Raw genomic sequence first — 18,067 nt, 5'->3', positions numbered from 1 at the left:
GAGAGATTCCATGGACGCCGTTCTCTACACCGCCGCGGTCTACGTTGTCCTGATCCTCCTGGTCAGGATGACGGGCAAACGCACACTGGCTCAAGTGACCACGATGGATTTCATCGTCTTGCTCATCGTCGGCGAGGCCACACAGCAGGTGCTTCTCGGTGAGGATTACTCCCTGACCCAGGTCGGTCTGGTCGTCGGCACCCTGCTGGCGCTGGAGCGACTGACGGACTACCTCGGTTGGCGCTTCCCCCGATTCGGAGCCCTGACGGACAGCATTCCGCTCGTCTTGGTCCAGGACGGTGAACTCTTGGACAAGGTGATGGCCAAGGAGCAGATCAGCAAGGACGACATTCTCAGCGCTGCCCGGACCACCCAAGGACTAGAGCGGATGGATCAGATCAAGTGGGCCGTCCTCGAAACCACGGGAAGTATCAGCGTGGTTCCCAAATCAAACGCGTTGCCCCAGGCCTGAGGGGCGGGGCTCAGCGACCGCCGAGGGCAGCGGGAACGAGCCGGGCCCGAACAGGATCCGGCGCGCGAGGGCCCGACCGGGTGGTGTCCGCAGGGCGGTGAATCCGGCCGAGGCCAGAGCCGGTGAGCGTACCGCGTCCAACCCCCGGCGCAGGAGCAGTCGCTTGCGAAACCGTGCCCGCAAGGCCCTGCCGTCGTACTGCTCCAGGGGGCCGCGCTGGCCACTGCGCAAGGCCTCATCCAGAATGGCAGCGGCATGTTCGGACAGTCGCAGACACGGGTCGAGCCCGCCGGCAGTGAGCGGAGACACCGCGCCGGCCGCATCGCCCACGAGCAGTCCGTCAGGAGCGCTGATGCGGGGCAGCACACCGCCCACGGGAATCGGCCCCGCCCGCTTCTCCACCTCTGCAGGCCGCACGATGTCCTCCACGCCGGGTGCCCGCTCACGAAAAGCCTGGAGGGCGCTGTACATACCGTTTGGGAACCGATGCGCGTGCCCGGCCGTGCCGACATGCACGTGCTCGCCGTCGCGGACCACCCACGCCAGGTAACCCGGAGCCACCCTGGGATCGACCACGCAGTGGAAGGTGGGCACCGTGTCACCTGCTCCCCCGGGCCGGGAATCCTCCACCGGGGAATCCGCGAACACCTCCTCGGCGCCGACCAGCAGACGACGGTTGCGACTCAGTCCCAGTTCGCGGGCCACCCGAGAACGGGCACCGTCCGCGCCCACGATGAAGCGGGCGCGGATCCTCACGGCGCCGCGGGCGTCGGTAAGAACGAAAGCTTCTCCGTCTCGTCCCAGGAACCGGGTGGCCAACCGCAGCCCGACGCCGGCCCGCTCGGCCTCGCGCGCCGCCTCCACATAAAGCGGGCCCATGTCACCGACCCGGAACTCGTCGCGCGCGCTGGTGAGTTCCACCGGGTCCGACAGTTGCGGCGGATACAGGACCACGCGTCGGATGGCCGGGCCCAAATGCTTCTCAGGAAGATCGAAGTCCTCCAGGGTCCGCCGCACGAAGATGCCGGTGGTCCGCACCGTGCCAGTCAGCGTCGAGCGACGTTCCGCGAGCACCACGTGATGGCCCGCTCGGGCCAGCACGGTGGCGGCATACAGTCCGGCCAGGCCGGCGCCCACCACGAGAACGTCCGCCGCCTCTTCTCGATCAATCCCGGTCATCGTTGCCCCGCTGGAGGAGTTCGCCCTCACCTGCGTCCTCCCAGCGCAGCAGATCCCCCGGCTGGCACTCCAGGACCCGGCACAGGGCAGCCAGGGTGGTGAAGCGCACGGCCTTGGCCCGCCCGTTCTTCAGGACAGCCAGGTTCGCCGGAGTGATGCCCACGGCCTCCGCCAGCTCGCCGGCGGACATCTTGCGGCGAGCCATCATCACATCCACGTCCACGATGATCGGCATCAGATCACGTCCGAAAGCTCGTCCTCGAGCCGCTGAGCCTGCACGTCGCGCTCCACGGCCTGCGCCAACAACCGTCGGGCGACATGGACGGTCAGTGCCGCCGCAAAGGCCAACAGGGCGACCCCGCCGACCAACAGCACCAGACCCGGCGCCACCGTCCCGCCGCTCAGCACGATGCCGAAGCCCACGAGGAGTACGCCCGATGCCGCCATGGCCCCGGTGATCACATCGACATAGCGGAATGCGGCCGGAGAGAAGACCTTGCCCCGGAGCACCAGCGTCAGCAGCTGCCAGATGCACACCCCGATCACCTGCAGGCCCACCACTCCCAGCGCCAGGATGGCCACCAACGGGACGGAGTACGCCAGGGGCACATCCTCAAGATCGATCCACAGCAACGGCAGGATCACCGCCAGCACGGCCAGGGAACCGACGGCCGCCAGCAACAGCATGGTTCGCAGGATGATCACCAGGGATCGGGGTACAGGGGTGGGCATGAGATGCCTCCATCGATTGTGTTTCGATGGCAACTTATCGCTTTTCGATAGGTCACGCAAGATCCGGACCAGCGCGAGTAGCGAACACCGCACCTCTTGCCCGAGCAATCCGCACCGTCTGCACAGGTCAGACCCAGGATCGGCACACCTCACGCCGAGATTGAGGTGGTGATCTGAAGATAAGCCCTTCTCCCCGACCCCCAGGAGGACACCGTGGCCACTCCGGACCCGTCCACGCCGGATCCCAACACCCCTGCTCCCGACCACTTCGGTGAGCAGTCCCTCTCTCCTGACCGGCCCAGCACAGCACCACTGCCCGTGGTGCAGAAGAAGCCACGTCGCAACCGGTGGTCGGTGGCGGGGATGGCCGCCGCCGCCCTGCTGGTGGCCGGTGGCATCGGCGGGGTGGTGGCCGACTCCGTGCAGGAGGGCACCGCGCCGACCACGGCGTCCTCGACCGCCAGCACGGGAGCGTCGGGCGCCTTCTCGGCTCAGACCGTCGCCGAACCCGCCACGCTGGCCGAAGCGCTGGATCACGTCCATGACGGCATCACGGTGCCCGAAGAGGACAGCGCCACGGACGGCTCCGCCCCGAGCGGGGAAAACGGCAGCGGCCAGGAATACGACGGCGGCTCGTCGGGTTCCTCGCTCGGCTCGCCCGGCTCATCGGACGGTGGCGAAGAAGCCCCTTCCGGCCCCGACGGCTTCTCCTTCGGCGGACCCGGCGCCTCGTTCGGTGACGACGGGCCCCAAGGCACCGGTGAGGCGGCCACGGGAGTGGACGCCGGCGTCGAGGTTCAGGACGCGCCCGGCACCTTGCTGGTCAACACCGAGTCCTCCTACGGAGAGGGCGCAGGGACCGGCATGGTGCTGCGCTCCGATGGACTCGCCATGACCAATTACCACGTGGTGGACGGGTCCTCCGAGGTGGAGGTGACCGTGGCGGACACGGGTGAAACCTACACGGCGTCCGTGGTGGGCCGGGATGCCACGCATGACGTGGCGGTGCTGCAGGTGCAGGACGCGAGCGACCTGGAGACCGTCAGCGTGGATGCGTCCGGTGTGGACACCGGCGAGGAGGTTGCCGCCGTCGGGAACGGCTCCGGTCAGGGCTATCTCACCGCCGTGTCCGGAACTATCACCGGCCAGGATCAGTCGATTTCGGCGGAGAGCATCGAGGACACCGAGGACCTTACCGGTCTGATCGAGACCGATGCCGACGTGGTCCCGGGCTACTCCGGCGGACCGCTGGTGGACGACGACGGGCAGATCATCGGCATGAGCACCGCGGCGTCCACGGGGCGGACCTCCGAACAGGTCAATGGCTACGCGATCGGCATCACCGAGGCCTTGGACATCGCCGACCAGATCGCCGCTGGCACGGAGTCCGACTCAGTCCAGGTGGGCGCCTCCGGTGCGCTCGGGGTCACCGTGGAGAATGCCCGCAGCAGTCAGGCCACCGGGGCCGGCGCCGTGATCGTGGACGTCTCCCCCGGCTCCGCGGCCGAGTCCGCAGGCCTCGCGGCCGGCGACGTCATCTCCGCCGTGGACGGTACCGAGGTGAGCGATGCCTCCGAGCTCTCGGAGCACGTGCAGTCCATGGACCCCGGTGACACGGTGGACGTGGAGTGGACCGATGCCGCAGGCGAAGAGCACTCCGCCACGGTGGAATTGGACGAGAGCACAGTGAACTAGCGCCACTCCAGGGGTGCGATGCGGGGCGGGCGCGATTTACCGTGGGCCTCATGGACACCTCCACCGCTTCCACCACCTCCACAGCGACTGTCGTGGCCTTCACCGACGTGATGTGCGGTTGGTCGACCATCGCCTTCCACCGGTTCTACCTCGCCCGCCGCGCGGCCGGCCTCGAGGGAAAACTGTTCCTTGACCCCCAGTTGTTTCTGCTCGAAGACGTCAACCAGATGGCGCTGAACACCAAGATCATCGAGGGCGAGAAACCCGTGGTCGGGGCGCTGGCGGAGGAACTCGAGTTCAAGCCCTGGCAACGAGACCCGTCGGAATATCCGGTGACGAGCCTCCCGGCCAATGAGGCGGTGCACGCCGCCAAGGAACAGTCCCCGACCGCCGCCGAGCAGCTCGACATGGCCTTGCGCCTGGGATTCTGGCGGGACAGCCGCTGCATCAGCATGCGCCACGAGATTCTGGACATCGCCCGCGGCTGCCCGGACGTGGACGCGGATCAGCTCCGCGAAGCGCTCGACGACGGCCGTGCCCGGGGGCAGATGATGCGCACCTACTTCGACCGAAGGGAAGAGGTGCAGGGCAGCCCGCACTTCTTCCTGCCGGACGGCAGCGACATTCACAATCCCGGCATCGAGATGCACCAGGTCGCCGAACCAGGGGCGGGCTTCCTGGTGCTCGATTCGGACGACCCGTCCGTCTACGACGACATGGTCCGCCGCTCGGCCGAGGCTGCCGGCGTGAACTGATCCGGCACGGTCAGTTCTCCGCCAGCACCCCGCGCAATGAAGAGCGAGACGCCGTGACGCCGAGGCGGACCAGGAGGACGCCGACCACCAGGGATGCCACGACCAGCACCATGGACGCAGGACTCAAGATGATCGATGCCCCGATCACCGGCAGGGTCGTCACCACGGCGGCTCCGACGGAGAAGATCAGGACGATCCACAGCGGGCCCATCACGGAACGGCGGCGGATCGCGTTCATGGTGGACTCGGTCATGCCGAGACGGCCGAGTCCGCGGTACATCTCTCCGCGGTCCAGCACCTGAGCCGCCTGGGTGATGCCCACCGAGCAGGCGGTCAGGACGAAGGCGATCAGCATGGTCAGCAAGACACCGGTGCGCAGATCGGCCACGAGCATCTGGTCCTCAGGGCGTGCCCCCTCCGCGGAGACGGACGCCGCCAGACCCATGCCCGCTCCTCCGACCACGCCGATGTACGTCGTCACGGCCAGCCCGCCGATCTGTCGCCAGGCCTGCTGGGGGGACTCGAGGACATTGCGCGTGGCCACCAGTTGTTCGGCCGTGGTGGCCCGTCGCCACGAGCGGCGCGTCACCACGCCGATCAGCCACGGGCCGATGAAGTGCAGCGCCAGCATCGGCAGTCCGAAGCCGACCAGCAGCATGATCATCACGACCATCATGTTGCCGGCACCGAAGGCGTTGAGCACTAGCTGTGCCACCACGAGCCCCGCGATCGCCAGCACCACTCTGATCCAGTGCACCTTGGCGGCCTGTTGCCGGGTGCGCACACCCAACGGCGTGATCTCGATGCGTCGCAACCCGGCCAGCGAACTGGCGGCGGCCATCAGCAGCAAGGCACCCAGGACGGCGAACAGCCAGCCGGTGCCCAGCCACATGCCCTCGAGCCCGATCGGTCGTCCCGCGAAGGGAATCAGGCCGACGACCGGCATCAGCACGAGATAGCCGACGACTCCGGCCAACAGACCGACGGTGGCCAGGACCATCGATTCCGCCACGGCCAGCATCCGGACCGTGCCGGTACCGGCGCCCAGCAGCCGCAAGGAGGACAGCCGTTCGTCGCGCCGCCGAGCCAGGAGCTTGGCCGCCGAGCCCGCCAGGCCGACCATCGGGAAGATCAGCAGCATCAGGGCGAAAACGGAGAGCACAATGTAGAACCCTCCGAGGTCACCCTCGATGGTCCAGAACGAGGAGGCGCCACCGGACACCAGCAGAGCCAGCGTGCCGACGATCGCGAAGGCGGTCACGGGAAGTCCCCAGACCTGGCGGTCGGAGAACAACTTGCCGAGGAACAACCGCAGCATGGCGGTCGTGCCGACCATGGACCCGCGGCCGGTGCCCGACGGCGGTGGGCCGGGGACCTCGGGAAGGTGTCCGGCCGACGTCGTGCTTGGGGACTGGTGTGAAACCGAGCCAGGCGTGGTCATCGGGTGGCCTCCGTCTGTTCGTGTGCCGCCGGCGTTGCGGCGCCGGAGTCCGCAACAATGCGGCCGTCCTGGACTCGGACGAGGCGGGAGCAGCGGGAAGCCGTCTTCTCGTCGTGGGTGACCATGATGAGGGTGCGGCCGCGGCCGACGGTGGAATCCAGCAGGGCCGTGAGCACCGATGCGGAGGTCTCGGAGTCCAGAGCGCCGGTCGGTTCGTCGGCAAAGACGACCTGCGGGTCGGCCACTTGGGCGCGGGCGATCGCCACCCGCTGAGCCTGACCGCCGGAGAGCTCCCCGAGCCGGCGGGTGTGCATCCCGTCCAGTCCCAGGGCGGCCAGCCACTGGCGGGCGTGATCCTCGGCGGCGGCCCGGGGAACTCCGGAAAGCAGCAACGGCAGGGCGACGTTCTCCTGAGCAGACAGCTCGGGCAGCAGTAGGCCGTCCTGGAACACGAAACCGAGCCGTTCGCGGCGCAATTTGGCGCGGGACTCCTCATTGAGGGTGGTGATCTCGGTGGCGTCGGCGTTCGGGGCGGTGAAGAGCACCGAGCCGGCGTCGGGCAACAGAATGCCGGACAGCACGTGCATCAGGGTGGTCTTGCCCGATCCGGACGGGCCCATGATCGCCACGGACTCGCCGGCGGTCACGGTCAGGTCGACGCCGTCCAGCGCGCGCGTGGGGCCGTAGGCCTTGGTGAGGCCACGGGCGGAAAGGAGTGCGGATGATTCGCGGGGGTGGGGGTACGAGGAGGCAGGGCGATTGATCATGACTCTACTCTCGCGGAACCGAGCCCCTCCCGGCATCGGTCCACACGTTGAACCTGGACACCCGGGGATCCTCCTGCAGGATGAGTCCGTGGGTACCACCTCTGCAGTCCGCGTCCTCCAGGATTAGAATCAACACAGCGGCCACACCGCGGGCAAGGAGTCGTCATGACCACGCAGCTCCGGCGGACCTCCTTCACTTTCGTGGACTGGTTCCGTGCAGTCTGGCCTTTCACCGCCGCCGGCGCCGCGGCTGCCGCACTCCTCTTCGGCACGGCTGAGCTAGTGGCTGCGTTCTTCGCTCCCGTGTCCTCGCCCTTGGTGGCTGTCGGCGCGGGGTTCATCGACATCACCCCGGCGTGGCTCAAGGACTTCGCCATCGCGGCGTTCGGCACGGCGGACAAACTGGTCCTGTTCATCTCCATGGGGTGCGTGGCCGTGCTTTCGGCGGCCGCGCTCGGTGTGCTGGCCCGGACCCGGATGGGCCTGGCCACCACAGCCGTGGCGGCCGTCGCCGTGCTCATGGGTGCCGTCGTGCTGTCCCGACCCGATGCCACCTGGACTGACCTGATTCCGACTGCGGCGGGGACGGTCGCCGGCATCGTCACCTTGCGGTGGCTGGTGCGCTTGGCACACGGATTCCCAGCCGCGAAGGACCCGGAAGGCGAACCCGCACACCGGATGTCCCGTTCCTCGTTTCTGCGCGGGGCCGGACTTGCCGTCGGCCTCGCCGCACTGGCCACGGCGGGCGGCCGCGCGCTGTCGGCGGCGGGAAACGCCGCCACGGAGATGCGCCGGGCGCTTCGGCTGCCCGCTCCTCGACGAACCGCGGGTCCCCTGCCTGCGGGAGTGGGGATCAGCATTCCCGGAGTGCCGGAGTTCGTCACCCCGAACGCACAGTTCTACCGCATCGACACCGCGCTGACCGTCCCGAGGATCGATCCGTCCCAGTGGGAACTTCGCGTCCACGGAATGGTGGAGCAGGAGTTCACGCTCAGTTTCGACGAGTTGCTGGAGATGGATCTGCAGGAGAGCTGGGTGACGCTCACTTGCGTCTCCAACCCGGTCGGTGGAGAACTGGCCGGAAATGCGAAATGGCTCGGCTACCCATTGAGCGAACTACTCGCCCGCGCCCAACCACAGACAGGGGCGGACATGGTGCTCTCCACCTCGGCCGATGGGTTCAGCGCCTCGACCCCTCTGCAGGCGATGACCGATGGCCGAGATGCCCTTCTCGCAGTCGGCATGAACGGCGAGCCGCTGCCATTCGAGCACGGATTCCCAGTACGGCTCGTCATTCCCGGACTGTATGGATACGTCTCAGCCACCAAGTGGGTGGTCGAACTGGAGGTCACCCGGTTTGCCGACCGGACTGCTTACTGGACCGACCGCGGATGGTCCGAGCGCGGGCCCATCAAGCTAGCCTCCAGAATCGACGTTCCCCGCGGCTCCCAGACGGTGCCAGCCGGTCCCACCGCTCTCGGCGGGACAGCGTGGGCCCAAGGCATCGGCATCGACCGCGTTGAGGTGCAGATCGACGACGGACCCTGGCTGGAAGCCCAACTCGCCAGCGAAGCTACCGTAGACACGTGGCGTCAATGGTCGCTGGCCTGGGACGCCGAGCCCGGCGAACACACAGCACAGGTACGGGCCGTCAACCGAGACGGAGAACTGCAGACGTCCGCACGAACGGACACCGTGCCCAACGGTGCGACCGGCTGGCACCACGTTCGCTTCCGCGTCGAGTAAGCATTCCCCGCAGGATCACCCGTTGCCGGTGGCGGTCCGGTGCAGCACCTCCGCCCAGGGGGTCGGCGCCACCGCGAGCTCCCGTTCGGTCTGCGCAGAGTCGATGACCCACGGCCCGGTGAACTGGTGCGACACCCCTTTGACCTCTCGCATGAACGGCATCAGCAGGGCGCTCAGGGTGAGCACGGCGCCCGGGATGGTGGAGACGGCGACCATCGGTTTCCCGACGGCGTCCAGCACCTCCGTCAACAACTCACGTTGACTGCGCGGCGGGTTGGTCGCCGCGAACCACACCCGGCCATGGGCCTGCGGATCCGCCGCGGCGGCCACGACCGTGGACGCCACATCTTCGACGTCGGTCCACGAATGGGGCAGATCCGGGTTGCCGAAGAACACGGCCCGCTTTCCCTTGCTTGCACCGGCCACCAATCGGGTGCCCATGCTATTGGCGCCGATTCCGGCCCCGACGTAGTCCGAGGCGCGCACGACGACGGCCTGGATCCGACCATCCTGGTGGGCCTTCAGGGCTTCTTGGTCCATGCGGTTGCGGAGCAGGCCTTTGTGGTCCGTGCCGTTGGTCGGCGATTCAGGGGTGATGACATCACCGGTGCCCTGAAGGCCGTACATGTAGAGGTTCGAGACAATGGCCAGCACCGCGCCCGTGGACTCTGCCGCGGCCAGCATGGCGGTCTGCAGCGGTGGCCAGTCCCGTTCCCAGGTGGTGTAGCTGCCGGGGTTCATGCAGTTATAGATCACCGCTGCCCCCGTGGCGGCATCGGTGAGCGCCCGGGCATCAGCGGCGTCCAAGGCCACACGGCGGACGCCGGGCAGATCTGCGCCGGTGCCCGAGCGATGGGCGAGCAGGACGTCATGGCCCTGACTGGCCAGGAGCGTGGCGGTAGCGCGGCCAACAGGCCCGGCCCCGAGAACAAGGTGATGTGACATAGGAGTCCTTTGCAGAGAAGCAGAGTGGATAGAGCAGAGGAGATGAAGCAGACCAGACCGAGAGCACTGCTCTCGCATTGAGCATGGCATCCACTTGGAGCAATTACAAGAGCAGTGCTCTCGTTGGTGATCACCGCTCTCTACGGTGGACACTGCTCTCGACTTGAGCAACCCTGGACAGATGATCAAGACACCCGCCGATTCTCCGCCGGAATCCCCGACCACTGCTCGTCAGTTGGCGCGGGACGAGATGGAACGCCGGATTCTGGCCTCGGCGCGCCGCCAGCTGGCCGACGTCGGACCGGCTCGGTTGTCACTGCGCGCGGTGACGCGGGACATCGGCGTGGCTTCTTCGGCGGTATACCGCTACGTGGCCAGCCGGGACGAGCTCATCACCCGGCTGATTCTTCAAGTCTTCGGGGAACTTGGGGACGAGGTCGAACAGGCCGCCGAGGCGGCCGCCCCGGACGCCGCCACCCAGTGGCGCACGTGGGCCACCACTCTGCGCCGCTGGGCGCTGGACCATCCCTTCGACTGGGCATTGGTCTACGGCACCCCGATCCCCGGCTACACCGCGCCCCAGGCCACGATTGACCCCGCGACCCGAGTCAACGCTCCGGTGCTGGGACTTCCGGGCTTCGCCGCCGAAGATCTGGGACCGGACGAAGCAGAGACCGCAGCGTCTCTGCAACCGCTGGCCGAGATCATCCGGGCTTCTGACCACGAACCGGCCAGTCCGGGAACAACCTTTGCCATGATGACCGCTTGGTCGGCCGTGCACGGCTTCATCAATCTGGAGCTCGGTGGACACTTCGTCGGCGCCATGGAGAAAACTGACCCGGTGTTCGACACGCTGCTTCGGCGCCTCGTCCGTGACTTCGGCCTGGAGAGAACCTGAGCGCTGCTGCTACGTGCGGCCCCGCGTCTCAATCACAGCCGTCACCGTGGTCACGAACCCGAAAGCAGCCCTCCGTGAACTGAGGGGGACATCAGGCATCCTAGGGGTATGCCGGAGAACACCCCCGCCACCGACCCGTTGGCCCTGGAAAGTCAGATCTGCTTCGCGCTGTCCGTGGCGTCCCGCGGGGTCATCGCCGCCTACCGGCCGGTGCTCGAGCCCCTCCAGCTGACACACCCGCAGTATCTGGTCATGCTCGCCCTGTGGCAACACGCCCCTTTGTCGCTGAAGGAGTTGGCAGCCCTGCTGCACATGGAACCGGCCACCCTCTCGCCACTCACCAAGCGGCTGGAGGCCTTGGGCTACTTGGAGCGGAACCAGCATCCCGACGACGGCCGCGGCTTGGCGCTGTCACTCACCACCGAAGGGCGCGCCCTTCGCGAACAGGCCGAGCAGGTTCCAGTGGAGATGATGAACCGCCTGCAGATGGACGAGAAGGACCTCCACGAGCTGCACCGGTTGATGACCATGCTGATAGAGCGCGTCCACCCCTGATACCGCGCCGATTCTGGCTTAGTGGCCGGTGAAGGCCACCAGCTCAGCCGGCGGTTGGCGGCGAGCCTTCTCGTAGCCTTCCAGCAGTTTCACGGCGCGTTCCTTGAGCAACTGCTTGCGCGGGTCCAGGGTGCCCTGGCGGCTGGCCGGGCCAAAGGTGCACGCGGCGATGTAGATGAACCGCCACCAGATCCGGAACCCGAAGTCGAGTCCCGTCGTGTCGTTGGCGATGACATACGTCTTCTGGCGGATGGGTCTGCTCGGCATGCTCGTTCCCTCGGTCGACGTCCGCATGGATGCGCGGCACGGAACCATCCTATTTTAGTTAGTGCCCTAACTGAAACGACGCTTGAGCGTGCCAGATGGTCCAGTGATCCACCTCGTGAATCGGCTCACCGTACCGGAATGAATCGACCAGGATGGCGCAGATGTGATCGGCCAGCCGGCGCAGCTCCGCGTCATCCAGCTCGTGGAGGATGGATCGGCCGGTGCGAGACATCAGGTCCGCGTGGAGTTCCTCCAGCGTGGAGTAGCTGCGTCGTCGCTCCGAGAGGTGATGATGCCCGACGACGGTGAGGCCTGCCGAGCGCAACTGCTCGTCGAGCGCGGCCCGGGTGGGCCGGCGTCGGGCTTCAATTTCGGCCAGCCGCGGGTACAGCTCGAAGAAAGCGCCCCTGAAGTGCATCGCCGACGCCGGAGCCACGACGTCCTCGATGGTGCGATCCTGGACCAGCAGTGCGCCGCCCGGGGCGAGGATGCGGCCGGCCTCCGCGAAGACGGGCGTGGGATCGTCGATGTGGTGGACGAGAGCGCGCTGCAGAACGAGGTCCGCAGACACATCGGGGAGCCCGGTGGCGTGAGCCTCACCCTGGCGGAACACGACGTCGGCCGCGTCACCATCCCGTTGCCGGTCGGCTTCCTCTGTGGAACGCTGCCGGGCATCGGCGATCATCTGGGCCGAGGAGTCGACGCCGGTGACGGAGGCGGCGCCCATCTCGGCGAGCGCGGTCGAATAGATGCCACCTCCGCAGCCGACGTCCACGACGCGCAGCCCGGCCGGATCCACGATCCTGCGGATGGCGCGCCGCCAGCCATCATCGGCGCGACGAGTGGCGTACGCGCCGGCATTGTCAGGGTGGTGGAAGTCGATGCCCATGGTCCTCCTGGAAAGTGAGGCAGGTTCTGATCAGGCTGGCTTGGTGGCCCAGTGAATCGCGAGGGTGCCGAACAGATGGGTCTCGTGACCGACGTCGACGAAGCCGGCGTCCTCCAGGAGGGAGGCGATCTGCGCAGGCGTTTTGAAGCCGCGGGTCGTGGCCGAGAGGTACTCGTAGGCCTCCGGGGTCTTCGTGATCAGTGCCGAGATCCGCGGCACCACGTGCTTGATGTACGCGGTGGAGAACGGCTTGATGATGTTGTCCGGTGCCGGAGAGGTTTCTAAGGCGACCGTGCGGCCGCCGGGCTTGAGCACACGGAATTGCTCCGCCAGCGTGGTCGGAATGTCCGCGACGTTGCGCAACAGATAGCCGTGAGTGACGGCGTCGAAGGTCTCGTCCGGGAACGGGAGATCCATGGCGTCGGCTTCGACCCACTCGATGCGATCGCCACCGGGGCGGGACTTGCCGACCTCCATCATCTCCGGGGCGAAGTCGGCTCCAGTGATCTGCGCGCCGTAGTGCGACCGCAGCACCTCCAGGGCGATGTCGCCGGTGCCCGTGGCCAGGTCCAGCACCACGGGGGCGTCGGGCAACTCGGCGCGCTGAACGGTCCGCCGCACCAGGCGGGGCTCCTGACCCCACGTCATCACCAGATTCATGAGGTCGTACCGGCCGGCGATCCCGTCGAACATCGAGGCGACGGTGGTGCCGTGATCGGCGGACGGGGACTTCTCGGACTCAGGCTGCTCGGTGCTCACCCGCACCACGGTAGTCGTTCCTGGGTGCCGGCCCCTGAAGCGGCAGGAGGAAGAGATCTTCGATCACTTCAGTAGATGCCAACTTCTGTCCCACGAAAAGCCATCGGGGAGTCGATGAGACGTGGGACACACTGAGGTGGTCGCAAGGAGACTACCTATGACCACCACCGTAGACCCCGGCAAGCTCCCTTCCGTTCCCGGTGTCATGAACTATCTTGACCCCTCCTCCACCGTGCTGCGGCGGTTCACCGCCCCCGGCGACAGCGTGAATACGGGCACGTACGAGGCACATGAGGTCCCCGTGTATAACGGGCGCCCGGTCCAGGACGCGTTTGACTTCGACATGCACGGCTTTGAGATCCTCGAACGGCCGAGCGCGGTACAGGACTTCACGGACCAGGACGAGATGGATCGCGTCTACCTTCCGGAAGTCGAGAAGTTCGTCCAGGAACGGACGGGCGCCGATGAGGTGGTGGTCCGCGGCTGGACACTCCGACGGGCCGAGGCGCCCAAGGAGAACAACTCCCAGCCCGCTGCCGGATTGGTCCACGTCGACTTCGCTCCAGAAGGCGCTGAGGACCGCGCCGAGATCATCTACCGAAAACAGTTCCCGGACGGCCCGGGTTTCAGCCGGGTGCTGACGACGAGCTTCTGGCGGGTGTTCAGCCCTGCGCCCCAGGATTGGCCCTTGGCACTCTGCGATTTCAATAGCGTCGATCCCTCAGAAGGCCTGCCGAATCAGTTGTACTTCGTCGACCAGATCCCTGAGGATCCGTTCGGATCGGTCGAGGGGATGACGAATGAGGTCAGCGGCTCCGAATTCCATTACCGCCCCGAGCACAAGTGGTACTACTTCCCGGACATGAACCGGGACGAGGCGCTGTTCTTCAAGCTCAACGACACCGATCACTCCCACGCGTGGCGGGTGGTGCACTCGGCGTTCTACGACCAGACCTTTCAGGCACTTGAGCCACGGCACAGTGTCGAGGTCCGCACGTACGCCTTCTTCCGGTAGCCCTCCGGGCATGACGCCTGGTCAGCTTCTCCAGCGCCGCTCAGCTCGTGAGTTCGAGGTCGGCCATGATGCTGGCGACCTCGTCCCTCGCCTCGGCCGGCAGACCGCGTAAAGGCCGGGGAAGGCTGGGCGAGTCGATGAGGCCGAGATGCTCCGCTGCTGCGGTGATGACGCGCAGGCTGCCGTAGCGGCGGAACAGTTCCCACAACGGGTCCAGCTCGGCTGATCGTGCTGCCGCGGTGTCATGGTCACCGGAGAGGGCCGTCCTGGAGATGGCGAGCGCGCGTTCCGGGAACAGTCCGCCCACCACGGAGTACCACGCATCGCAGCCGGCGTGCAGACCATTTGCCGCGGTCTGATCCCCGCTGATGCCGATCGTCACACCCCCCGGAATTAGCTGCCGCAGCCCGTCAACACGGGCGCGTGCGGCCTCCGGATCGTCCGGCACGCCGGGGATTTTGATGGATGCCACGGACGGCAGCTGAGCGATTCTCGCGTGGAGTTCGTCGGTGAACGTGAACCCGGTGGTCCGGGGGTTGTCATAGACGCATAGGGGTACTGAGAGCTGCGCGGAGACGTCTTCGTACAGCCCGAAGACTTCCTCGTCGGTGAGGGGTTGGTACGAGACCGGGGCCAACAGCACACCGGCGACGCCTGCCGATTGGGCATCTTCGGCCAGCTGGAGAACGTCGCGGGTGCGCATCGCACCGATCCCGACGATGACCGGGATTCCTTCAGCGGCTTCCATGGCGATCCGCGTGACGCGACGACGTTCGCCCCGAGAAAGGTACGCGTACCCACCGGTCGATCCGAGGACGCCAATGGAGTCGACCTGCGCCGTGGCCAGACGCCTCACAAGCCGTTCGACCGCGGGCTCGTCGATCTGCAGCTCGCTGGTGGGCGTCAGGGGGAAGGCACTCAGGCCGGTGAAGAGGTGCTCGCTGCTCATGTGTTCCTCGTCTTCTCGTGTCTTGATCGCGCCCCCATGGCCAGTGAGGCTATCTCGTCAGCCAGGTCCTGAACTGATGCTGAATCCGTGTAGACCCCGTGGTCGGCCAAGGTCCGCATATGTGGATCACTAAGCCATTCCGCCAGGAAGTCATGGCCGCCAGAAATCCACTTTGTGCCCTTGCTGTGCAGACTTCTTCGACGGAGTTCGCGCAACGATTCCGTTCGATCTGGGAACGGCTCCACGTAAACGACGTGAGGAACTCGATCGAGAAGAGAGGCGATGTCCCGCTGCCGGGACGGCGAGGTGTAGGAGGTATGGCCTGCCCCGAGCGCGAGAATCGCACCGTCGTAGCTGTCCATCGCCCGCCGCACCGCGTGGATCCGAGCGGGCTCCCACGCGATCTCGGCCTCATAGCGACCGATCTTGGCGGCCTCGTCCGCGAGCCGCTCAATGGACCAACCGACCTCGGCGTAAAACGAGTCGGCCACCTCGTCGAGGTCGATGAACTGGCAGTCGAAATGCTGGGCGACCCGTTCACCGACCGTGCTCTTCCCAGCCGCGGCAGGGCCAATGAGCGCAAGACGTGGAGACATGACTCTCTTTACACCGGCGGCGCGGGATCGTACTGAATGCCTCGGCGCACTTCCCGCGCTCGGTCCGCTCCCGCCAATCGGCTCACCAGATGGAGTGCCATGTCGATGCCCGCTGAGATTCCGGCCGCAGTGATGATGTCGCCGTCGTCGACGAATCGCTCGTCGGCCCGCACCTGGATCGTGGGGTCGAGCTCAGCCAGTCTGTCCAACGAACCCCAGTGCGTTGTGGCGGGCCGCTGGGACAGCAGGCCGGCAGCGGCATACACCAGCGAACCGGTGCAGACGCTGGTCATCAGTGGCACCTCGGAGCGCTGCTGGCGCACCCAGTCCAGCTGGTCGTCGTCGCGCAGCTGAGGCCGAGTACCCCGCCCTCCGGGGTACAGCAAGACGTCCAGGGGCGGTGCGTCGTCATAGGAGTGGTGGGCCTTCACCTCCAGGCCTTTGGCACATTGAACGCTCCCGCCGGAACGCGACAGACAGGACACCGCATATCCGTCCTCAGGAAAGCCGCGCGTCCAGAAGGACAGCACTTCCCACGGCCCGATGGCGTCGAGTTCCTCGACATTCTCAAAGAGCAGGATTCCGATGTGCCTGGTGTCGCTCGTCATGCCCTGAGTGTAGGACGCGCGTATTCCGCCGAACAGGAGGAGACCAGAGCAGCCTGGCGGGCCCAGACAGTCGGGATGTCGGGCAGGGATACCCGCTGCCCGCCCCCAGCCTCTAGCGTGACAGGCGTCACATGACAGAGACGCATCTCAGGAGGAGTCAGCATGCCGGAGCAACCCAATTCCGAGTTCTGGAAAGACATCAAACCGATCGAGAATTCCTCGAAGCCAGGTTCACTGCCGGAGATTCATCTGCCCCATGCGGATGACATCGCCGATGAGCGGTACTACGCCCCGCTGAGTGAAACGGCGTGGTCGCGTCCGCTGTTCATCAACATCCAGGACAACATGTGGTCGGACATCATGCTGTGCAAGTCCGCCGGCCTGGTGAACCGTCATTACCACCCGCGGGAGGTCTTCGCCTGGACGATCTCCGGAAAGTGGGGGTACTTGGAGTACGACTGGACCGCCACTGCCGGATCCTTCGTGTACGAGACTCCGGGCGGATCGCACACGCTGATCGCCTATGAGTCCGAGGAACCGATGCGGACCCACTTCATTGTGCGCGGCCCGCTGTTGTGGTTGGACGAGAACGGCGAGTCCATCGGCCACTTCGATGTCTTCGACTACATCGATCTGTGCAAGGAGCACTACGAGAAGGTCGGACTCGGCGCGCATCTCATTGACGAGATGATCCGCTGAACTGACACTGGTCCGTCACTGAACGGTCGGCATCCCGGCGCTGCTCGCGTGTACGGCGCGATAGGCGCCGGGCGTCATGCCGGTCCACTCGCGGAACCGGCGGTAAGCGTGGGCCGGTGACGAGAAGCCGCACCCTCGGACGATCTCGCCGATTGAACGCCCTTGGGCCTCCGCGGACAGCAGATCGTCGCGCAGGAGTCTCAGCCGCTCCCGCAGAACCAGCTCATGCCACGTCGTGTGATGCTCGGACAGTAGGCGGCTGAATTGACGCTCCGAGAGCGGGATCGTTGCGGCCACATCCCTCACGCGCAACCGATCATCCCGCAACCGCGCACGAGTCTCGCTCAAGACCAATTCCCACCAGCGAGACGGAGCCGACGGGGAAATCGCACCCCTATACAAGGTCCTGACCGACTGCGCCACGTCCGCTTGAGTAGGCAACCTCACTCTGAACTCATCATCCAAGAACGTGCTCACCGACGTCCGAGCACCCTGAAGCTCCGTCCCCGCCGTGCTCGCGAATTCTGCCGTGACCACTCCGCCCGCGACCTCCTCCACAGCATCGTCACGCTGGAGCAGCGAGCGGTGGATCAACACCGAGCGCATCGTCACCTGGTGCGGAATCGACATGGCGTACGGCTGGTCCATATCGAAGATCAGCACGTCCCCCGGCCCGGCATTCCGCATCCCCGCATGGTCCTGAAAATAGAGCTAACCCCGGTCGACGAAGGACACCTGCGCCATGCCCGTCGGCGACCTCGCGATGTCCGGGACGCTGCGCTGAATCAGGTGAGGCTGGCCCTCGATCAAAACGGATACGTGCTCGGAGCGGCGAACGTTGACCTGCCGCCCCACGATCCCGGTCGCGCCCAACGTCGAGCAACTCAACCGCACCATGGTCCGGGATGTGAACTCCTGCCACCGCTGAGTCCGAGACGCCGCCGGCACCTCAGTAGTGTCGATCTCCTCACGCGACCGTTGCACCATCTGATTAGGCTAGGCTAACCTTTCGGAATTAGGCAATAGAATCGTTCTCCAATGACCGAAAGGCCGTCTCGTGCCCTCGTCTCCGCTTCCTCCGACCGGTACCTCCCGCCGTC

Annotated in this window: 22 protein-coding genes; 8 read left to right on the top strand and 14 right to left on the bottom strand. The window is 66.4% G+C overall.

Translation table 11 applies throughout. The features are described 5' to 3' along the window. Window positions 1-10: 10 nt before the first annotated feature. Window positions 11-472 carry a DUF421 domain-containing protein gene (locus tag ACFQQD_RS04915; RefSeq protein WP_378086821.1) on the top strand — a complete coding sequence of 154 codons (462 nt, stop codon included), beginning with the start codon at window positions 11-13 and terminating at the stop codon, window positions 470-472. Here the strand turns inward: ACFQQD_RS04915 and ACFQQD_RS04910 are convergent. Genes ACFQQD_RS04910 through ACFQQD_RS04900 form a run of 3 tightly spaced genes read right to left on the bottom strand, consistent with a single transcriptional unit; the run spans window position 449 to window position 2,383 of the window. Next, window positions 449-1,681 (bottom strand): NAD(P)/FAD-dependent oxidoreductase, encoded by a 1,233-nt coding sequence (locus tag ACFQQD_RS04910; protein ID WP_378086819.1) that lies wholly within the window; start codon window positions 1,679-1,681, stop codon window positions 449-451. The two genes, ACFQQD_RS04915 and ACFQQD_RS04910, sit on opposite strands and share 24 nt — an antisense overlap. Further along, complete coding sequence (locus ACFQQD_RS04905) at window positions 1,638-1,886, bottom strand: helix-turn-helix domain-containing protein (RefSeq protein WP_378086817.1); 249 nt, start codon at window positions 1,884-1,886, stop codon at window positions 1,638-1,640. Before ACFQQD_RS04905 ends, ACFQQD_RS04910 begins: the two co-directional genes overlap by 44 nt. Next, entirely contained in the window at window positions 1,886-2,383 is a 498-nt protein-coding gene (locus ACFQQD_RS04900; RefSeq protein ID WP_378086815.1) for a DUF2975 domain-containing protein, read from the bottom strand. Before ACFQQD_RS04900 ends, ACFQQD_RS04905 begins: the two co-directional genes overlap by 1 nt. Before the next feature lie 213 nt (window positions 2,384-2,596). Between ACFQQD_RS04900 and ACFQQD_RS04895 the strand changes: the two genes are divergently transcribed. Continuing rightward, complete coding sequence (locus ACFQQD_RS04895) at window positions 2,597-4,078, top strand: S1C family serine protease (protein ID WP_378086813.1); 1,482 nt, start codon at window positions 2,597-2,599, stop codon at window positions 4,076-4,078. 50 nt (window positions 4,079-4,128) lie between these two features. Continuing rightward, the gene (locus tag ACFQQD_RS04890; protein WP_378086810.1) at window positions 4,129-4,833 is read left to right on the top strand and encodes a DsbA family protein; all 705 of its coding nucleotides are present in this window, start codon (window positions 4,129-4,131) and stop codon (window positions 4,831-4,833) included. Between the two features lie 10 nt (window positions 4,834-4,843). Here ACFQQD_RS04890 and ACFQQD_RS04885 read toward each other — a convergent pair whose 3' ends face one another. Both ACFQQD_RS04885 and ACFQQD_RS04880 read right to left on the bottom strand, forming a co-directional pair. Beyond that, window positions 4,844-6,274, bottom strand: coding sequence for a permease (locus ACFQQD_RS04885; RefSeq protein WP_378086808.1), 1,431 nt, complete (start codon window positions 6,272-6,274; stop codon window positions 4,844-4,846). Next, entirely contained in the window at window positions 6,271-7,041 is a 771-nt protein-coding gene (locus ACFQQD_RS04880; protein ID WP_378086806.1) for an ABC transporter ATP-binding protein, read from the bottom strand. The genes ACFQQD_RS04885 and ACFQQD_RS04880 overlap by 4 nt, the downstream gene beginning before the upstream one ends. Before the next feature lie 165 nt (window positions 7,042-7,206). Here ACFQQD_RS04880 and ACFQQD_RS04875 point away from each other — a divergent pair, with 165 nt between their 5' ends. Further along, window positions 7,207-8,787, top strand: a complete 1,581-nt coding sequence (locus ACFQQD_RS04875) for a molybdopterin-dependent oxidoreductase (protein ID WP_378086803.1) — start codon at window positions 7,207-7,209, stop codon at window positions 8,785-8,787. 15 nt (window positions 8,788-8,802) lie between these two features. Here ACFQQD_RS04875 and ACFQQD_RS04870 read toward each other — a convergent pair whose 3' ends face one another. After that, complete coding sequence (locus ACFQQD_RS04870; protein WP_378086801.1) at window positions 8,803-9,732, bottom strand: NAD-dependent epimerase/dehydratase family protein; 930 nt, start codon at window positions 9,730-9,732, stop codon at window positions 8,803-8,805. Between the two features lie 181 nt (window positions 9,733-9,913). On the opposite strand from ACFQQD_RS04870, the gene ACFQQD_RS04865 reads away from it, so the two are divergent. Both ACFQQD_RS04865 and ACFQQD_RS04860 read left to right on the top strand, forming a co-directional pair. Further along, entirely contained in the window at window positions 9,914-10,630 is a 717-nt protein-coding gene (locus tag ACFQQD_RS04865; protein WP_378086799.1) for a TetR/AcrR family transcriptional regulator, read from the top strand. Between the two features lie 108 nt (window positions 10,631-10,738). Then, window positions 10,739-11,185 (top strand): MarR family winged helix-turn-helix transcriptional regulator, encoded by a 447-nt coding sequence (locus ACFQQD_RS04860; protein ID WP_378086797.1) that lies wholly within the window; start codon window positions 10,739-10,741, stop codon window positions 11,183-11,185. An 18-nt stretch (window positions 11,186-11,203) separates the two neighbouring features. Here the strand turns inward: ACFQQD_RS04860 and ACFQQD_RS04855 are convergent, their stop codons facing one another. From ACFQQD_RS04855 to ACFQQD_RS04845, 3 genes are read right to left on the bottom strand one after another with little or no spacing between them, the layout of a single operon-like run. Next, window positions 11,204-11,452, bottom strand: a complete 249-nt coding sequence (locus ACFQQD_RS04855; RefSeq protein WP_378086795.1) for a hypothetical protein — start codon at window positions 11,450-11,452, stop codon at window positions 11,204-11,206. 58 nt (window positions 11,453-11,510) lie between these two features. Then, on the bottom strand, window positions 11,511-12,341 hold the full coding sequence (locus ACFQQD_RS04850) for a class I SAM-dependent methyltransferase (protein ID WP_378086792.1): 831 nt from the start codon (window positions 12,339-12,341) through the stop codon (window positions 11,511-11,513). Window positions 12,342-12,371: 30 nt separating this feature from the next. After that, window positions 12,372-13,100 (bottom strand): ubiquinone/menaquinone biosynthesis methyltransferase, encoded by a 729-nt coding sequence (locus ACFQQD_RS04845; RefSeq protein ID WP_378086790.1) that lies wholly within the window; start codon window positions 13,098-13,100, stop codon window positions 12,372-12,374. A 157-nt stretch (window positions 13,101-13,257) separates the two neighbouring features. On the opposite strand from ACFQQD_RS04845, the gene ACFQQD_RS04840 reads away from it, so the two are divergent. Further along, window positions 13,258-14,115 (top strand): CmcJ/NvfI family oxidoreductase, encoded by an 858-nt coding sequence (locus ACFQQD_RS04840; RefSeq protein ID WP_378086788.1) that lies wholly within the window; start codon window positions 13,258-13,260, stop codon window positions 14,113-14,115. 40 nt (window positions 14,116-14,155) lie between these two features. Here the strand turns inward: ACFQQD_RS04840 and ACFQQD_RS04835 are convergent, their stop codons facing one another. The 3 genes from ACFQQD_RS04835 to ACFQQD_RS04825 are packed head-to-tail and all read right to left on the bottom strand — an operon-like array spanning window position 14,156 to window position 16,268. Then, window positions 14,156-15,064, bottom strand: a complete 909-nt coding sequence (locus ACFQQD_RS04835; RefSeq protein ID WP_378086786.1) for a dihydrodipicolinate synthase family protein — start codon at window positions 15,062-15,064, stop codon at window positions 14,156-14,158. Next, on the bottom strand, window positions 15,061-15,660 hold the full coding sequence (locus ACFQQD_RS04830) for a shikimate kinase (protein WP_378086784.1): 600 nt from the start codon (window positions 15,658-15,660) through the stop codon (window positions 15,061-15,063). The genes ACFQQD_RS04835 and ACFQQD_RS04830 overlap by 4 nt, the downstream gene beginning before the upstream one ends. A gap of 8 nt (window positions 15,661-15,668) precedes the next feature. Continuing rightward, window positions 15,669-16,268: a DJ-1/PfpI family protein gene (locus tag ACFQQD_RS04825; RefSeq protein ID WP_378086782.1), complete on the bottom strand. Its 600-nt coding sequence runs from the start codon at window positions 16,266-16,268 to the stop codon at window positions 15,669-15,671. A gap of 162 nt (window positions 16,269-16,430) precedes the next feature. Between ACFQQD_RS04825 and ACFQQD_RS04820 the strand changes: the two genes are divergently transcribed. After that, complete coding sequence (locus ACFQQD_RS04820; RefSeq protein WP_378086780.1) at window positions 16,431-16,967, top strand: 2,4'-dihydroxyacetophenone dioxygenase family protein; 537 nt, start codon at window positions 16,431-16,433, stop codon at window positions 16,965-16,967. Window positions 16,968-16,982: 15 nt separating this feature from the next. Here ACFQQD_RS04820 and ACFQQD_RS04815 read toward each other — a convergent pair whose 3' ends face one another. Together ACFQQD_RS04815 and ACFQQD_RS04810 are read right to left on the bottom strand one after the other, a co-directional pair. Beyond that, complete coding sequence (locus tag ACFQQD_RS04815; protein ID WP_378086778.1) at window positions 16,983-17,654, bottom strand: helix-turn-helix domain-containing protein; 672 nt, start codon at window positions 17,652-17,654, stop codon at window positions 16,983-16,985. A gap of 24 nt (window positions 17,655-17,678) precedes the next feature. Continuing rightward, window positions 17,679-17,954 carry a hypothetical protein gene (locus ACFQQD_RS04810; RefSeq protein WP_378086776.1) on the bottom strand — a complete coding sequence of 92 codons (276 nt, stop codon included), beginning with the start codon at window positions 17,952-17,954 and terminating at the stop codon, window positions 17,679-17,681. Window positions 17,955-18,067: the final 113 nt, after the last annotated feature.

Source organism: Citricoccus sp. GCM10030269 (genome assembly GCF_042665635.1).
In the GTDB taxonomy this organism is placed as follows: Bacteria; Actinomycetota; Actinomycetes; order Actinomycetales; family Micrococcaceae; genus Citricoccus.
This window is presented reverse-complemented; position numbering and strand designations above follow the sequence as displayed.